At 65.0% G+C, this 14,884-nt stretch carries 15 protein-coding genes; 12 read left to right on the top strand and 3 right to left on the bottom strand.

Going from position 1 to position 14,884, the window contains the following annotated elements; translation table 11 throughout:
- The first annotated feature begins 140 nt into the window (after positions 1-140).
- From ccoN to ccoS, 8 genes are all read left to right on the top strand, one after another.
- Positions 141-1,787 (top strand): cytochrome-c oxidase, cbb3-type subunit I, encoded by a 1,647-nt coding sequence (gene ccoN / locus ACVIJ6_RS36255; RefSeq protein ID WP_041750606.1) that lies wholly within the window; start codon positions 141-143, stop codon positions 1,785-1,787.
- Positions 1,788-1,798: 11 nt separating this feature from the next.
- On the top strand, positions 1,799-2,533 hold the full coding sequence (gene ccoO / locus ACVIJ6_RS36250) for a cytochrome-c oxidase, cbb3-type subunit II (protein ID WP_172236801.1): 735 nt from the start codon (positions 1,799-1,801) through the stop codon (positions 2,531-2,533).
- An 18-nt stretch (positions 2,534-2,551) separates the two neighbouring features.
- Positions 2,552-2,716 (top strand): CcoQ/FixQ family Cbb3-type cytochrome c oxidase assembly chaperone, encoded by a 165-nt coding sequence (locus tag ACVIJ6_RS36245; protein WP_041750607.1) that lies wholly within the window; start codon positions 2,552-2,554, stop codon positions 2,714-2,716.
- Between the two features lie 7 nt (positions 2,717-2,723).
- Positions 2,724-3,596 (top strand): cytochrome-c oxidase, cbb3-type subunit III, encoded by an 873-nt coding sequence (gene ccoP, locus ACVIJ6_RS36240; protein WP_456776671.1) that lies wholly within the window; start codon positions 2,724-2,726, stop codon positions 3,594-3,596.
- A 112-nt stretch (positions 3,597-3,708) separates the two neighbouring features.
- A complete protein-coding gene (gene ccoG / locus ACVIJ6_RS36235; RefSeq protein ID WP_456776670.1) occupies positions 3,709-5,190 on the top strand; it encodes a cytochrome c oxidase accessory protein CcoG in 1,482 nt (493 codons plus the stop codon).
- 11 nt (positions 5,191-5,201) lie between these two features.
- A complete protein-coding gene (locus ACVIJ6_RS36230; protein WP_456776669.1) occupies positions 5,202-5,702 on the top strand; it encodes a FixH family protein in 501 nt (166 codons plus the stop codon).
- A 13-nt stretch (positions 5,703-5,715) separates the two neighbouring features.
- Complete coding sequence (locus tag ACVIJ6_RS36225; protein ID WP_456776668.1) at positions 5,716-7,917, top strand: cation-translocating P-type ATPase; 2,202 nt, start codon at positions 5,716-5,718, stop codon at positions 7,915-7,917.
- Positions 7,908-8,090: a cbb3-type cytochrome oxidase assembly protein CcoS gene (gene ccoS / locus ACVIJ6_RS36220; RefSeq protein WP_456776667.1), complete on the top strand. Its 183-nt coding sequence runs from the start codon at positions 7,908-7,910 to the stop codon at positions 8,088-8,090. Before ACVIJ6_RS36225 ends, ccoS begins: the two co-directional genes overlap by 10 nt.
- Here ccoS and ACVIJ6_RS36215 read toward each other — a convergent pair.
- Positions 8,060-9,289 carry an MFS transporter gene (locus ACVIJ6_RS36215; RefSeq protein WP_456777162.1) on the bottom strand — a complete coding sequence of 410 codons (1,230 nt, stop codon included), beginning with the start codon at positions 9,287-9,289 and terminating at the stop codon, positions 8,060-8,062. The two genes, ccoS and ACVIJ6_RS36215, sit on opposite strands and share 31 nt — an antisense overlap.
- A 79-nt stretch (positions 9,290-9,368) precedes the next feature.
- Positions 9,369-9,815: a cupin gene (locus tag ACVIJ6_RS36210; RefSeq protein ID WP_456777161.1), complete on the bottom strand. Its 447-nt coding sequence runs from the start codon at positions 9,813-9,815 to the stop codon at positions 9,369-9,371.
- Positions 9,816-10,102: 287 nt separating this feature from the next.
- Between ACVIJ6_RS36210 and ACVIJ6_RS36205 the strand changes: the two genes are divergently transcribed.
- Both ACVIJ6_RS36205 and ACVIJ6_RS36200 read left to right on the top strand, forming a co-directional pair.
- On the top strand, positions 10,103-10,387 hold the full coding sequence (locus ACVIJ6_RS36205) for a hypothetical protein (protein WP_456776666.1): 285 nt from the start codon (positions 10,103-10,105) through the stop codon (positions 10,385-10,387).
- A gap of 437 nt (positions 10,388-10,824) precedes the next feature.
- Positions 10,825-11,538, top strand: coding sequence for a peroxiredoxin-like family protein (locus tag ACVIJ6_RS36200; RefSeq protein ID WP_456776665.1), 714 nt, complete (start codon positions 10,825-10,827; stop codon positions 11,536-11,538).
- A gap of 48 nt (positions 11,539-11,586) precedes the next feature.
- Here ACVIJ6_RS36200 and ACVIJ6_RS36195 read toward each other — a convergent pair whose 3' ends face one another.
- Positions 11,587-12,483, bottom strand: a complete 897-nt coding sequence (locus ACVIJ6_RS36195; RefSeq protein ID WP_456776664.1) for a LysR substrate-binding domain-containing protein — start codon at positions 12,481-12,483, stop codon at positions 11,587-11,589.
- Positions 12,484-12,670: 187 nt separating this feature from the next.
- Here ACVIJ6_RS36195 and ACVIJ6_RS36190 point away from each other — a divergent pair, with 187 nt between their 5' ends.
- Together ACVIJ6_RS36190 and ACVIJ6_RS36185 are read left to right on the top strand one after the other, a co-directional pair.
- Complete coding sequence (locus tag ACVIJ6_RS36190) at positions 12,671-13,492, top strand: 3-hydroxybutyrate dehydrogenase (protein WP_456776663.1); 822 nt, start codon at positions 12,671-12,673, stop codon at positions 13,490-13,492.
- 66 nt (positions 13,493-13,558) lie between these two features.
- On the top strand, positions 13,559-14,713 hold the full coding sequence (locus tag ACVIJ6_RS36185; protein ID WP_456776662.1) for a DUF3734 domain-containing protein: 1,155 nt from the start codon (positions 13,559-13,561) through the stop codon (positions 14,711-14,713).
- Positions 14,714-14,884 lie beyond the last annotated feature (171 nt).

Below are 14,884 nucleotides of genomic sequence, written 5' to 3'. Positions count from 1 at the left end.
TGCGTTTGCGTGCCTTTTGTGTGCTTAATCGGTCAGCGCGCCGCCGGTTGTCGGCGAACCGGTCGCAAACTTGATTTCGATCAATTCCACGTGTGAACGATTATGGTTGCTGGGCTCGTGTTCTTTCAGCGAGATTCCGCATGAGCGCGTCCTCACCCACAAAATCAATGACCATCGGCGAAAGCGGCTTGTCGCTGACTTTCGCCGTCACCGCCTTCTTGTGCGTATTCGCTGCGGCGAAGGCACTGGATACGGCCTTCGCGTTCCACGCCTCGCTCGCGGCTGCCGCCAGCGCGGCGTCCGTTTTCTTCATCCTCAACCGCTATTTCGAGCGTGGCGAGCTGCCGCCGCAGGAGATCAACGGCCGGCCGAACTACAATCTCGGTCCGATCAAGTTCTCCTCCTTCATGGCCATGTTCTGGGGCATCGCCGGCTTTGCCGTCGGCCTCATCATCGCCTCGCAGCTTGCCTGGCCCGCACTGAACTTCGATCTGCCCTGGACCAGCTTCGGCCGTCTGCGGCCGCTGCACACCTCGGCGGTGATCTTCGCGTTCGGCGGCAACGTGCTGCTGGCGACGTCGTTCTACGTCGTGCAGCGCACCTGCCGCGTCCGGCTCGCCGGCGATCTCGCCCCCTGGTTCGTGGTGATCGGCTACAACTTCTTCATCCTGATCGCGGGCACCGGCTACCTGCTGGGCGTCACCGAGGGCAAGGAGTACGCCGAGCCCGAATGGTATTCGGATCTTTGGCTGACGATCGTCTGGGTGGTCTACCTGCTGGTGTTCCTGGTGACGGTCATCAAGCGCAAGGAGCCGCACATCTTCGTGGCGAACTGGTTCTATCTGGCCTTCATCGTCACGATCGCGGTGCTGCATCTCGGCAACAACCCGGCGCTTCCGGTGTCGTTCTTCGGTTCGAAGTCCTACATCGCCTGGGGCGGCGTGCAGGATGCGATGTTCCAGTGGTGGTACGGCCACAACGCGGTCGGCTTCTTCCTGACCGCCGGCTTCCTCGCCATCATGTACTACTTCATCCCGAAGCGGGCGGAGCGGCCGGTCTATTCCTACCGGCTGTCGATCATCCACTTCTGGGCGCTGATCTTCCTGTACATCTGGGCCGGCCCGCACCACCTGCACTACACGGCGCTGCCGGACTGGACGCAGACGCTGGGCATGACCTTCTCGATCATGCTGTGGATGCCCTCCTGGGGCGGCATGATCAACGGCCTGATGACCTTGTCGGGGGCGTGGGACAAGCTGCGGACTGACCCCGTGCTGCGCATGCTGGTCGTGTCGGTCGCCTTCTACGGCATGTCGACCTTCGAAGGTCCGATGATGTCGATCAAGGTGGTCAACTCGCTCAGCCACTACACCGACTGGACCATCGGTCACGTGCATTCCGGTGCGCTCGGCTGGGTCGGCTTCGTGTCCTTCGGCGCGCTGTACTGCCTCGTGCCGTGGATCTGGAACCGCAAGGGCCTCTACAGCCTCAAGCTCGTGAACTGGCACTTCTGGACGGCCACGCTGGGCATCGTGCTCTACATCTCGGCGATGTGGGTCTCGGGCATCCTGCAGGGTCTGATGTGGCGGTCCTACACGGCGCTCGGCTTCCTCGAATACTCCTTCATCGAGACCGTCGAGGCGATGCATCCCTTCTACATCATCCGTGCCGCCGGTGGCGCGCTGTTCCTGATCGGCTCACTCATCATGGCCTACAATCTCTGGATGACGGTCCGTGTCGGTGAGGAAGAGGTTCAGTCGCCCGTCGCCCTTCAGCCGGCGGAGTGAGGTATCCAACCATGTCATTCTGGCAACGACACCAAGTCTTCGAGAAGAACTCGATCATCCTGGTCATCGGCATCCTGCTGGTGATCGCGATCGGCGGCCTCGTCGAGATCACTCCGCTCTTCTACCTGAAGAGCACGATCGAGGCGGTCGACGGCGTGCGTCCTTACACGCCGCTCGAGCTGGCCGGCCGCAACATCTATGTCCGCGAGGGCTGCTATCTCTGCCACTCGCAGATGGTGCGTCCGCTGCGTGACGAAGTGGAGCGCTACGGCCACTTCTCGCTCGCCGCGGAGAGCATGTACGACCACCCGTTCCAGTGGGGCTCCAAGCGCACCGGTCCTGACCTCGCCCGCGTCGGCAACAAATACTCCGACGACTGGCATGTCACCCATCTGACCAACCCGCGCGCCATCGTTCCGCAGTCGATCATGCCCGGCTATCCCTTCCTGAAGGAGACCGAGCTGAACGCCGACAACGTCGCCGACCACTTGAAGACGCTGCGGGCGGTGGGCGTGCCCTACACCGACGACCAGATCGCCAACGCCGCCGCCGACTTGAAGGCGCAGGTCGATCCGGACGGCGCCGGTGCGGAGGCGCTCACCAAGCGCTATCCGAAGGCCGTGGTGCGCAACTTCGACGGCAAGGCGGGAGCGCCGACGGAAATGGATGCGCTGGTGGCCTACCTGCAGATGCTCGGCACGCTCGTCGACTTCAAGATCTACAACGAAAAAGCCAATCTGCGCTGAGATCGAGAGGCGAGCATCATGAAGCCCATCATTGCAGTCGAAAACATCGCGTCGTCACTCGTGACGACGCTGTGGACCCCAATCTTCTTCGCGATCTTCATTGCGATCGTGACCTATGCCCTCTGGCCTCGCAACAAGGCCGCTTTCGACGAGGCGGCGAGCATGCCGTTGCGGGAGGAGTAAACTCATCATGGCTGACCATACCGAAGTCGACAGCGTCTCCGGCACCGCCACGACGGGCCACGCCTGGGACGGCATCAAGGAGCTCAACACCCCGCTGCCGCGGTGGTGGGTGATCACCTTCTACATCACCATCGTCTGGGCGATCGGCTACTGGATCGTGTATCCGGCCTGGCCGACCATCTCCAGCAACACCAAGGGCCTGTTCGGCTACTCGTCCCGCGCGGACGTGGCGGTCGAGCTCGCCAATCTCGAGAAGATCCGTGGCGCCAAGATGGCGGCGCTGGCCACTGCCTCGCTCGCCGACATCGAGAAGGACCCGCAGATGCTCGCCTTGGCGCGCGCCAAGGGCAAGACCGTGTTCGGCGACAATTGCGCCGCCTGCCACGGCACGGGCGCGGCCGGCGCCAAGGGCTTCCCGAACCTGAACGACGACGACTGGCTGTGGGGCGGCTCGCTGGAGCAGATCCAGCAGACCCTGCTGTACGGCGTGCGCTCGGGCCATCCGAAGACCCGTGAAGGCCAGATGCTCGCTTTCGGCAAGGACGGTGTCCTGAAGCCGGCGGAGATCATCACGGTCGCCAACTACGTCCGCGAGCTGGCAGGTCTGCCGACCCGGCAGGGCTACGATGCCAAGGCGGGCGCGAAGATCTTTGCCGAGAACTGTGCGGCCTGCCATGGCGACAATGCCAAGGGCAATCCGGAGGTCGGCGCGCCGAACCTCACGGACAAGATCTGGCTCTATGGCTCGGACGAGGCGACCCTGATCGAGACCATCACCAATGGTCGCGCCGGCGTCATGCCGGCCTGGGAAGGCCGGCTCGACCCGACCACGATCAAGGCGATGGCGGTCTATGTCCACTCGCTGGGTGGAGGAAAGTAACGGAAATCCAACGGAACGTTCCCTTCAATTGAGCTGGATCAACTGAGCGGCCGGAGGTGGGCATACCTTCGGCCGCAACTGCGAGAAGACCCCCAGCCATGACCCGCCAGCCATGAACAAGACGGTAAAACCGGACGACCTGCAGCCCCAAGGTCTGCAACAGGTGGATGATTACGGTCCGCTCTATGCTGCGCACAAGAAGGTCTATCCGCAGAGCGTCTCGGGCACCTTCCGCCGGATCAAATGGGGCCTGATGGGCTTCTGTCTCGGCGTCTATTATTTCCTGCCTTTCGTGCGCTGGAATCGCGGCCTCGGCGCGCCGGACCAGGCGGTGCTGATCGATTTTCCCAATCACCGCTTTTACTTCTTCTTCATCGAGCTGTGGCCGCAGGAGGTGTATTATTTCACCGGCCTCTTGATCATCGCCGCGATCGGCCTGTTCCTGATGAACGCGATCGGCGGCCGCATCTGGTGCGGCTATCTCTGCCCGCAGACGGTATGGACGGACCTGTTCTATGCCGTGGAGCGCCTGATCGAGGGTGATCGCCGCGAGCGCATGAAGAAGGATGCCTCCAGCGATCCGATGAAGCTGGAGCGGGTCTCAGAGCTGGTGCTCAAACATTCGATCTGGCTGATGATCGCCTGGTGGACGGGCGGCGCCTGGGTGCTCTATTTCAGCGACGCGCCGACCCTGGTGAAGGAACTCGTCACCTTCCAGGGGCCGATGCTGGCCTATATCTGGATCGCCATCCTGACCGCCACGACCTATACGCTCGCCGGCTTCATGCGCGAGCAGGTCTGCGTCTACATGTGCCCCTGGCCGCGCATCCAGGCGGCGCTGACCGACGAATGGGCGCTCAACGTCACCTATCGCTATGACCGCGGCGAGAGCCGCATGTCGGTCAAGAAGGCGGCCGAACTGCGCGCGCTTGGCCAGCCCGCCGGCGATTGCATCGACTGCAAGCAATGTGTGGCGGTGTGCCCCACCGGCATCGACATTCGCGACGGTGCACAGATGGACTGCATTCAGTGCGGCCTGTGCATCGACGCCTGCGATACGGTGATGACCAAGATCGGCCGCCCGACACGGCTGATCGGCTACGACAATGACATCAACATCCACCGCCGCCAGGAAGGCAAGCCGCCGGTCTACAAGCTCGTGCGCGCGCGCACCGTCGCCTATGCCGCGATCATCGCCGTGGTCGGAGGCGCGATGGTCTACAAGCTCGCGACCCGCTCGCTGCTCGAGGTCAACGTGCTGCACGATCGCAATCCGGTTGCGATCAAGCTGTCCGACGGCTCGATCCGCAACGCCTATACGGTGCGCGTCCTCAACAAGCATGGCTTCGATCGCGTCATCGCCATCGACATCGAGGGGCCGGCGAATGCGACGGTTCATGTCGTCGGCGCCGATTCGGTGACGCCGGATCGGCCGATGATCGTGGTCGGGCGCGACCAGACCGAGGAGCTTCGCCTGCTAGTGACCGCGCCCGAGGAAAACAACCCCGAGAAGTCGATCCCGGTGAAGTTCCACGTCACCGATATTGGTCTCGGCGTCGTCGCCGCCGCCACCGACAATTTCGTCAGTCCTTAAGGAGCCCGCCAATGGCCAGCCGTTCCGATCGATCCAAGCCGCTGACCGGCCGCATGGTGCTCGCCATGCTCCTCGGCTTCTTCGGGACCGTGATCGGCGTCAACGTCTACATGATGAAGATGGCGATCTCGACCCTGCCGGGCACCGATGTCGACAGCGCCTATACTGCGAGCCTCGGCTACGAGAAGGAGATCGCGGCGGCGCGCGACCAGGAGGCGCGGCGCTGGCAGGTCGAGGCGCATATCGAGCGCGGCGCGAGCGGTGCCGCCGTGGTGCAGGTCAATGCGCGTGACGCCAGCGGCAATCCGCTCTCGGGCGTGAAATTCCAGGGCCGGCTCGAGCGGCCCGCCGACAAGCGCGCCGACCAGGAGGTCGAGCTCGCCGAGATCGGCATCGGCGTCTATCGCGGCACGGCTGAGGCGATCGCACCCGGCCAGTGGGACCTCGTGCTCGAAGGCGATTCCAGCGGCCGGCGGCTGTTCCTGTCCAAGAATCGCGTGCTGCTGAACTGAAGGACGTCCGACCATGCATGTGACGCGTGATTTCTCGCATTACGTCAAGGATCTTGGCGCCGGCCTCAAGCACATCGATCTTGCGGTCGAGGGCGTCAGCTGCGCCGGATGCATGGCCAAGATCGAACGCGGCTTGTCGGCGCTGCCCGACGTGACCCTGGCGCGCGTCAATCTCACCGATCGCCGCGTCGCCCTGGAATGGAAGCAGGGCACGCTGGACCCGGCCAAGTTCATCGATCGCCTCGCCGAGCTCGGCTACAAGGCCTATCCGTTCGAGAAGGCGAGCGCCGAGGCCACCGAAGCCGAGGAGTCGCGGTTTCTCTTGCGCTGTCTCGGTGTCGCGGCGTTTGCGACCATGAATGTGATGATGCTGTCGGTCCCGGTGTGGTCCGGCAATGTCAGCGACATGCTGCCCGAGCAGCGTGACTTCTTCCATTGGCTGTCTGCGGTGATCGCGCTGCCGGCCGTGGCCTATGCCGGCCAGCCCTTCTTCCGCTCTGCCTGGCGCGCGCTCAAGAACGGCAACGTCAATATGGACGTGCCGATCTGCATCGGCGTGATCCTGGCGCTCGGCATGTCGCTCGTCGAGACCTTCCATCACGCCGAGCATGCTTATTTCGACGCCGCGATCATGCTGCTGACCTTCCTTCTGGTCGGCCGCTATCTCGACCAGAACATGCGGCGGCGGACCCGTGCGGTTGCCGGCAATCTCGCGGCCCTGAAGGCGGAGACCGCGACCAAGTTCATCGGCGCCGACGAGATTTCTGAGGTGCCGGTCGCGGCGATCCGCGCCGGCGATCTGGTGCTGCTGCGGCCCGGTGAGCGCTGCGCCGTCGACGGCGTGGTCGTCGAGGGCCGCTCCGAGATCGACCAGAGCCTGATCACCGGCGAGACGCTCTACGTGCCGGCCGAGCAAGGCACCGCCGTCTATGCCGGCTCGCTCAATATCTCCGGGACCTTGCGCGTCCGTGTCTCCGCGGCGGCCGAAGGCACGCTGCTGGCCGAGATCACGCGCCTGCTCGACAATGCGCTGCAGGCCCGCTCGCGCTACATGCGACTGGCCGACCGCGCCTCGCGGCTCTATGCACCGGTGGTGCATGCGACCGCGGCGCTGACCGTGCTCGGCTGGGTGCTGGCGGGGGCGAGCTGGCATGATGCCATTGTTACCGGCATCGCCGTGCTGATCATCACCTGTCCCTGCGCGCTCGGTCTTGCGATCCCCACGGTGCAGACCGTCGCGTCTGGCGCGATGTTCAAGTCGGGCGTGCTGCTCAATGCGGGCGATGCCATCGAGCGCCTCGCCGAGGCCGAGCACGTCATCTTCGACAAGACCGGCACGCTGACCTTGCCTGAGCTTGAAGTGGTCAACGCGGCCGACATTCCCGCCGATGTCTTCGCTCTCGCGGGGCAGCTCGCGCTGTCGAGCCATCATCCGGTGGCCGCTGCCGTCGCCCAGGCCGCGAAGGCGCGATCGCCGCTGATGGGCGCGGTCGAGGAGCCGGGTCAGGGCGTGCGCGCCATGGCCGATGGCGTCGAGATCAGGCTAGGACGGCCGGCCTTCTGCGGCGCCGAGGTGCTCGCGGTTCAGAATGTCAATCTCGATCCCGAGGCCTCCGTCGTCGCCTTCCGCCGTGGCAGCGAGACTTTCCTGTTCTCGGTGCGCCAGGGGCTGCGTCCCGACGCCGCCAAGATCATCGCCGGCCTGCAGCGGCGTGGCATCAAGGTCGAGATTCTGTCGGGCGATCGCGAGGCGGCCGTCGCCGCCGCCGCCAAAGCGCTCGGCATCGATGAGTGGCGCGCCAGCGTCACGCCGGCCGACAAGATCGCACGCATCGAGGAGCTGAAGCGCGCAGGCGTCAAGGTGATGATGGTCGGTGACGGCATGAACGACGCCCCGTCGCTCGCCGCCGCCCATGTCTCGATGTCGCCGATCTCGGCCGCGCATCTCAGCCAGTCCACCGCCGATCTCGTGTTTCTCGGTCGTCCGCTGGCGCCGGTGCTCGCCGCTGTCGACTATGCGCGCAAGGCGCTGCATCTGATGCGCCAGAATCTGTGGCTCGCGGTCGGGTACAACGTCCTGGCCGTGCCGCTGGCGATCAGCGGTCTCGTCACGCCATTGATCGCGGCGGCGGCGATGTCGGGCTCGTCGATCCTGGTCATGCTGAATGCGCTGCGCGCCCGCAAGGTCGCCGGGGAGGCGGTGTCATGGAAGTGATGATCATTCTCGTGCCGTTGGCGCTCGCGCTCGGCCTGGCCGGCCTGGTCGGCTTCCTCTGGTCGCTGAAGAGCGGCCAATATGAGGATCTCGAAGGCGCGGCGTGGCGCGCCATCGCCGATGACGATGAGCCGGCGCCGGCTCAGCCGGAAGCCGCTCCGGGCTGGCCCTGAGCGCTCGGCGGCGTCAGCCTGCAAGCCAGGAGGGCTGCGATCCCGAGCGCCGCCGCGATGCCACCGACGCATGCGGTCCAGCCGAACCGATCGAACAGCTGGCCGAGCACGGCCGTGCCGGCGATGCCGCCGGCGAAATAGCTGGCGAGATAGAGCCCGCTGGCAACGCCCTGATCGTGCGTGGCGGCCTTGCTGACGAAGCCGGTGGTCACGGCCTGCGCGAAGAACGTGCCCGCGCCGACCAGCACCATGCCGGCCAGCACCGGGGCGAGCTGTGGCGACAGCATCAGGACGATGCCAAGCGCTGCGATGGCGAGCGATCCCCAGATCGCCGGCCGGGTGCCTGTCCGCGCCGCGATCCGGCCGGCGAGCAGGGTGGTGACAATCGAGGGCAGGAATACGAAGTAGACCAGCCCGACCTGCATCATGCCGAGCGACAGCGGCGGCCGCACCAGCACGAAGTTCACGAAGGTGAAGGCGCCGATGAAGGCGAACAGGATGCAGAAGCCGAGGCCGAAGGCCGCGCGCAGGCGGGCGTTGCCGAGGTGATCGAGAATCGCTGCGGTCCGTAGCGCGCTCCTGGCACCTGCCATCATGGCCCCGCGCCCGAGCGTGAGGCCGACCAGCAAGGCGCCACCGACATTGAGTGCGGCGAAGACGTAGAAGGTCGGCTCGAGGCCGAGCGTGCCGGTCAGGCTGGCCGAGACCAGACGCCCGACCAGGTTGCTCGCGACGTTGCCGGCGATGTAGGCCGCGAACGCGCCGCCGGCCTCGCTCATGCTGCACTGCTCGCCGAGATAGGCCAATGTGAGCGCGAAGGCCGAGGCCATGCACAGGCCCTGCAGGATGCGCAGTCCCGCGAACACCGCGAGGTTCGGCGCGCTGGCGAGCAGCGCGGTGAAGACGGAGAGCAGCGCGAGGCTGCAGATGATCCCGATGCGGCGATCGATCAGCGGGCTGAGCAGGCCGGTCGCCAGGCTCGATATCGCCATGCCGAGCGTGCAGGCATTGACCGCAAGTCCCATGGCCGCCGGGCTGACCTGGTAGTGCTGAATGAGTGCCGGCAGCATGGCCTGCGCGGCAAACAGATCGACAAGGCTGAAGAATGCGATCAGACCGATGACGACTGCGCGCCGCGTGGCGGGCGGCACAACAGTGGGACCGGCGTGGGCCACCGGCGTTGCGGGAACATCCGTCATGACAAATCCCTTCGACTGATGATCAGGCGGTGAGGGACCGGAACGCCAGGCCAGCGTTCCGATCCCAAGGATCGTCGAACTACATATTATGGTCGTGCGGATCCCTGCGAACGTCGCCGACATAGAGAATGACCGTCTCCTTGCCGTCGTTCTTCCACCAGTGCGAGGTGCCGAACAGCTCGGGCCTGATCTCGCCGGCCTTGTGCAGGATCGGTTCGGCGCAGTTGCTGGCATATTCGAGGATCTCGCCCTGCTGTATAAAGATCAGCGCCGGGCGATCGTCGTGACTGTGCCACGGCACGATGCCGCCGGGCGCGATGGTGAGCTTGCGGAAGCGCAGCTCGCGGTCCTTGATGTTGACGGGCTGCTTCTCGAGGTCGATGGCTCCCAGCGTCACGTCGGTGACGCCGACGGCCTTGACGTCGACCTTGTCCCGTACCCCGGCCTTGATCTTGTCGGCAGGGCATTCGCCGGCGTGTGCCGCAGATCCCGTCGCGACAAATCCGGCGAGCAGTGCGGTCGTCATCAGATGCGCCTTGAGCCCAAGTGGTCGAGATGGTCTTGCGTTCATGTCATGCCTCCTAAGGGTGCGCCGTTTCGTTCGGTGTTACGCGGAAGGCAGCATGCAGGCCGAAAGCCGCTCGCGGAAATATCAGTTGGCTTTCGTAACCATAGCGCTGCGCTATCTCCGTCGCCCGCGATACCCGGATGCTATTGGCTTCATCGCGTGAAGGCATTTCATGCCGATGCCGGTTTCATGTCTGATCGCTGCACGCCCTGTTTCAGAAGGGCATCAGCGAGAGGAGGAATATGATGAACCGGACATTGAAGACGATGATGATCGCCGCGTTGTTCGGCGCGGCAGTTTCGACGGCTGCAAGCGCGCAGGGCGGTTTTGGCCTGGCCCCGGGAATGGCCATGATCTACAGCTCTGGCCAGACCAGCATGATGGCCGTGGCGGCCGGCGAGACCAACCACAAGGCGATGATGCGTCGCGCCACCAGGGTGCCGAAGGATACGGTCTTCTTCATGAGCGACGGGCAATTGTATATGGCCCATGGACGGCTCGATCCGACCGGCAATTTCTACATCAACTGAACCGGTCTGGGCTCTGCAGTCGACCCGGAGGGTGGATTTGCAGCGGCGGACATGATGGTCCGATCGGCGCTGAGGGATCGTCGTCGACTTGGTTGCGTGAGCGTCGGAACCAGTGTGATGCAGATCGACATCATTCCCGCGACGGCGCATTGTTGACCTAAGACCGTCCCGCCGATCGCGGGACGGTGGCGAATCTGAAGCCGCTGATCTGGTCGGCTCTCGGGGTGTGTTCTCGCCGGGGGGATCCGGCGAGGCCGCCTGGAGCCACGGACAGGCTGTTTGCGGTCGTCACCTAAGCCACTCGGAATGCGGTTTTCGATGATCGATCGCGATGAATCTGGCATGCTCGGTTGGATGAGCGCGAGCAGACCAGTGAGGCGGATGCGCGAGACAGGTGGAGGGCCGACATCCGGCCCTCTCCAGCAGAGGAGCTGCACATGACGGCACTCTCTCCCGACGATGCCGAGCGCTTGCGGCAGGTGTTCCTGCAATGCCGCGGCACCGCAGCGACACTGCGCGAGCAGCTGGCGACCTACGCGGCCGCGGGCCGCGAGATCTTCCCGGCCTATGCGGAGGCGGTCGACCGGCTGGTGGCGCGGCTGCAGGCGAATGGCGGCGGCGAGAACGCGCCGCGTCCCGGTGAGGTGATGCCGCCTTTCGTTCTGCCAGACGACACCGGAAAGCTGATCGATCTGCCGTCGCTGCTCAAGTCCGGACCGGTCGCCGTGATGTTCTTCCGCGGCCACTGGTGTCCCTATTGCCGGCTCAGCGCCATCGCGCTGGTCCGTGCCCAGCACCGCATTCGTGAGAGCGGCGGACAGCTCGTCGCCATCACGCCGGAGCTGCAGTCCTTTGCGCGACGCTTCAAGGCCGAGACCGGCGCCGACTTTCCGGTGCTGAGCGATCTCGACAACGGCTACGCCTTGTCGCTCAACCTCGCGATCTGGCTCGGCAGCGAAGTCCGCGGGCTGCTGGCGCATCAGGACTTCGCGGCCTTCCACGGCAATGACGGCGGCCTGCTGCCAATTCCTGCCGTCTTCGTGGTTGGCCCGGATGGCCTCGTCAAGGCCCGCTTCATCGATCCCGATTTTCGTCGGCGCATGGAGGTCGACGATCTCGTCGCGGCGCTTGCGCAAGCCGCCCAGTTCTGATCCGCCCAGGTCTGATCCGCCCAGGTCTGATCATTCCGCTCAGCGAACTCAATTCGGCCGAGCGAGCCATTGCTGCCAGTCGCGTCCGCGCAACAGGCGCATGACCGCCGATGCAACGGCGGTCCGCTCGCGACCGGCCACGCCGTAGAGGTGGATCGTCCGCCGCGCGTCGAGGCCATCCAGCGCCGTCCGACGCAGCGTCGGCGGCAGGCTGGTGGTTTGCGGCACCACACCGATGCCGACACCGGCTTCGACCAGCGCGATCAGGTCGCGCTCGGAATGGACATCATGGCTGCGTTCAATCTCGACGCCGAGCTCGCGCAGCTGCGTGCGCAGCCGCTCGCCATGTTCGCAATAGCCGCGCGACAGGAACGCGTCCCGGCCGAGCTCCTCGATCGCGATCGTGTCCTGGGCGGCAAGCCGGTGCCCATCGCGCACCGCCACGTCGAAGTCCTCGGTGAACAGCGGCCAGACATCGAGCCGGTCCCAGTTCTCGCTGATCTCGGCGGCGATGCCGAGCTCGGCTTCGCCGTTCTTGAGATGGTCCGCAATGGCGCGGCTGCCGCCGCGCAGGAATCTGAATTCCAGCTTGTTGAACTGCCGCTGCAGCTGCTCGAGCACCGGCAGCAGCACGGCGATATCGACCGAATTGGCGAGCGCGATCCTGAGGGTGCCGATCTCGCCACTCTTGAACGACGATGCGAGGGATCGTGCGCCGGCGGCCGCTTCGTAGCACTGCTTGAGCAGCGGATACATGCGCTCGCCGAGTTCGGTCAGCTGTGCCGCCGGCCGCTCGCGCCTGAACAGGTCGCCGCCGAGCTCGGCTTCCAGCTGCTTGATGGCGCGGGTCAGCGAGGGTTGGGTGACGTTGCATTCCTCGGCCGCCCGCGTGAAGTGCAGCAGCCGGGCGACGGCAAGAAAATACCGGACCTGATGCATTTCCATGGATCGCTCCATTCGACCGGGCCAAGATGGCCGGAGTGCGAGATTGCAGGACGACTACCAACTGGCATCACCGATGGCGATAGCGGCATCCTATCGTGCGGCAAGCCAAACGGCATTTCCGTCGATCGGTCCGGCCCGGCAGATTACCCGGCGTCGAACACCCCACAAAGCGATCGAAGGATACACCATGGCTGCAGATACGCTGAAGATCGAGCCTTCGTTACGTCCGCTGGCTGGCCGGGTGGCCGTGGTCACGGGATCGACCAGCGGCATCGGCCTCGGCATCGCGCGGGCTCTGGCCGCGGCCGGCATTCATGTCGTCCTCAACGGCTTTGGCAAGCCTGAGGAGATCGGTCGGATCAGGTCCGAGATCACGACGCAGTTCGGTGTCAGGACCGGCTATGCAGCGGCCGACATGATGCAGCCTGTGGCGATCGAGCGCATGGTCGCCGATATCATGCTGGAGTTCGGCCGGATCGACATCCTGGTCAACAATGCCGGCATTCAGCATGTCGCACCGCTGGAGGAATTCCCGGCGGAGAAGTGGGATGCGATCGTCGCAATCAACCTGTCCTCGGCCTTCCACACCATGCGGCTCGCGCTTCCCGCAATGCGTCGCCACGGCTTTGGCCGCATCATCAATATTGCTTCCGCGCACGGCCTGGTCGCCTCGCCGTTTAAATCGGCCTATGTTGCGGCCAAGCATGGCATCATCGGCCTGACCAAGGTCGCCGCGCTGGAGGCGGCCGAAAGCGGCATCACCTGCAACGCGATCTGTCCGGGGTATGTCTACACACCGCTGGTCGAGGCGCAGATCGACGGGCAGGCGAGGGCGCACGGCATCTCGCGCGACCAAGTCATCCGCGATGTCCTGCTGGCGCAGCAGCCCAACAAGCGCTTCGCCACCGTCGAAGAGATCGGCGCGCTGACGGTGTTTCTCGCCAGCGAGGCCGCCGCATCGATCACCGGCGTCGCCCTGCCGGTGGACGGCGGATGGACCGCGCATTGACGACGCGGCACGTAACGAGCGACGCCGCAACGGCGAATAGACAAGACGCATCACAGGAGGGGAGACATGGCCGAGGTCAACGACACGACACGCATGATCAAGGATCGCAGCACGCTGCCCGGGCAAGTGGTCCTCGTACTCCAAGGCGGCGGCGCGCTGGGATCGTACCAGGCCGGCGTCTACCAGGCGCTGCACGAAGCGGGCCTCGAGCCGGACTGGGTGATCGGGACCTCGATCGGCGCCATCAATGCCGCCCTGATCGCCGGCAGTCCGGTGAGCGAGCGGATGGCGCGGCTGCGTGAGTTCTGGAAGCGGATGCACCACCGGCCGGCCTGGACGCCGCGCACGGCATTTCCGGATTTCAACGAGCGCCTGTCCTACTGGACGACCGTGACGCATGGGATCCCCGGCTTCTTCCGCCCCAACGCGCTGGCACATGCCGGCGAGGCGTATCCGCTGGGAGCGGAGAACGCTGGCTACTATTCGACCGCGCCGCTGCGCGAGACGCTGCAGCAACTGGTTGATTTCGATCTCGTGAATCGGGGCGGGCTGCGTCTCACCGTCGGTGCCGCGCATGTCCGGAGCAGCCGGATGCACTATTTCGACAGTCGCGACGGCGCGATCGATATCCGCCATATCCTCGCTTCCGGCGCGCTGCCGCCCGCCTTTCCGGCGGTCCGCATCGACGGCGAGCTGTACTGGGACGGCGGCATCCTGTCGAACACGCCGACCGAGGTGGTGTTCGACGACAACCCACGCAAGGATTCGCTGATCTTCGCAGTGCATCTGTGGAACCCTCATGGCGCCGAGCCGACGACGATGGCGGAGGTGTTCAACCGTCACAAGGACGTGCAATATTCCAGCCGCATCGCCAGCCATATTGCGCGGCAGCAGCAGACACACCGCTTGCGTCACATCATCAACCAGCTCGCCGCGCGCCTGCCGGAGCAGGTGCGCAACGATCCGGCCGTTCGCGAGCTTGCCAGCTATGGTTGTCAGACGCGGATGCATGTCGTCCGCCTCCTGGCGCCGCAGCTCGATCGCGAGAGCCATACCAAGGACATCGACTTCAGCGAGCGCGGCATCACCGCGCGTTGGAGTGCGGGCTATCAGCACACCCAGGCGGTGCTGGAGCGGATGCCCTGGGAGGGCGAGTTCGACCCGCTCTCGGGTGTGGTGCTGCACGATCCGGCGATTGCGACCGTGGCGGCGGCGGAGTAGCGGGCTGCGGTCCTGAGCCGAACCTTGGGATCTGAACGTCCATTCGAATGGCATTTCGATACCATTCATTCGTCTTGCTTTAAGGGATTAGTCGTAGTTCGTTCTTAATCATGAGCGCGGGCGGCAGCGGTGCCGCGATCCGTTTTGCTGACCGCATCGGACGTCTCCGCA

This window comes from Bradyrhizobium sp. USDA 4369, from assembly GCF_054056435.1.
Note: the sequence above shows the minus strand (reverse complement) of the source record. Positions and strands in the feature narration are given on the sequence as shown.

Bases quoted from the DNA above. Each gene is read 5' to 3' on its own strand.
- ccoG (WP_456776670.1), top strand. From the start codon at position 3,709: ATGAACAAGACGGTAAAACCGGACGACCTGCAGCCCCAAGGTCTGCAA.
- ccoO (WP_172236801.1), top strand. From the start codon at position 1,799: ATGTCATTCTGGCAACGACACCAAGTCTTCGAGAAGAACTCGATCATC.
- ACVIJ6_RS36195 (WP_456776664.1), bottom strand. From the start codon at position 12,483: ATGGAAATGCATCAGGTCCGGTATTTTCTTGCCGTCGCCCGGCTGCTG.
- ACVIJ6_RS36210 (WP_456777161.1), bottom strand. From the start codon at position 9,815: ATGACGACCGCACTGCTCGCCGGATTTGTCGCGACGGGATCTGCGGCA.
- ACVIJ6_RS36205 (WP_456776666.1), top strand. From the start codon at position 10,103: ATGAACCGGACATTGAAGACGATGATGATCGCCGCGTTGTTCGGCGCG.
- ACVIJ6_RS36225 (WP_456776668.1), top strand. From the start codon at position 5,716: ATGCATGTGACGCGTGATTTCTCGCATTACGTCAAGGATCTTGGCGCC.
- ccoS (WP_456776667.1), top strand. From the start codon at position 7,908: ATGGAAGTGATGATCATTCTCGTGCCGTTGGCGCTCGCGCTCGGCCTG.
- ACVIJ6_RS36200 (WP_456776665.1), top strand. From the start codon at position 10,825: ATGACGGCACTCTCTCCCGACGATGCCGAGCGCTTGCGGCAGGTGTTC.
- ACVIJ6_RS36185 (WP_456776662.1), top strand. From the start codon at position 13,559: ATGGCCGAGGTCAACGACACGACACGCATGATCAAGGATCGCAGCACG.
- ACVIJ6_RS36215 (WP_456777162.1), bottom strand. From the start codon at position 9,289: ATGACGGATGTTCCCGCAACGCCGGTGGCCCACGCCGGTCCCACTGTT.
- ccoP (WP_456776671.1), top strand. From the start codon at position 2,724: ATGGCTGACCATACCGAAGTCGACAGCGTCTCCGGCACCGCCACGACG.
- ACVIJ6_RS36230 (WP_456776669.1), top strand. From the start codon at position 5,202: ATGGCCAGCCGTTCCGATCGATCCAAGCCGCTGACCGGCCGCATGGTG.
- ACVIJ6_RS36245 (WP_041750607.1), top strand. From the start codon at position 2,552: ATGAAGCCCATCATTGCAGTCGAAAACATCGCGTCGTCACTCGTGACG.
- ACVIJ6_RS36190 (WP_456776663.1), top strand. From the start codon at position 12,671: ATGGCTGCAGATACGCTGAAGATCGAGCCTTCGTTACGTCCGCTGGCT.
- ccoN (WP_041750606.1), top strand. From the start codon at position 141: ATGAGCGCGTCCTCACCCACAAAATCAATGACCATCGGCGAAAGCGGC.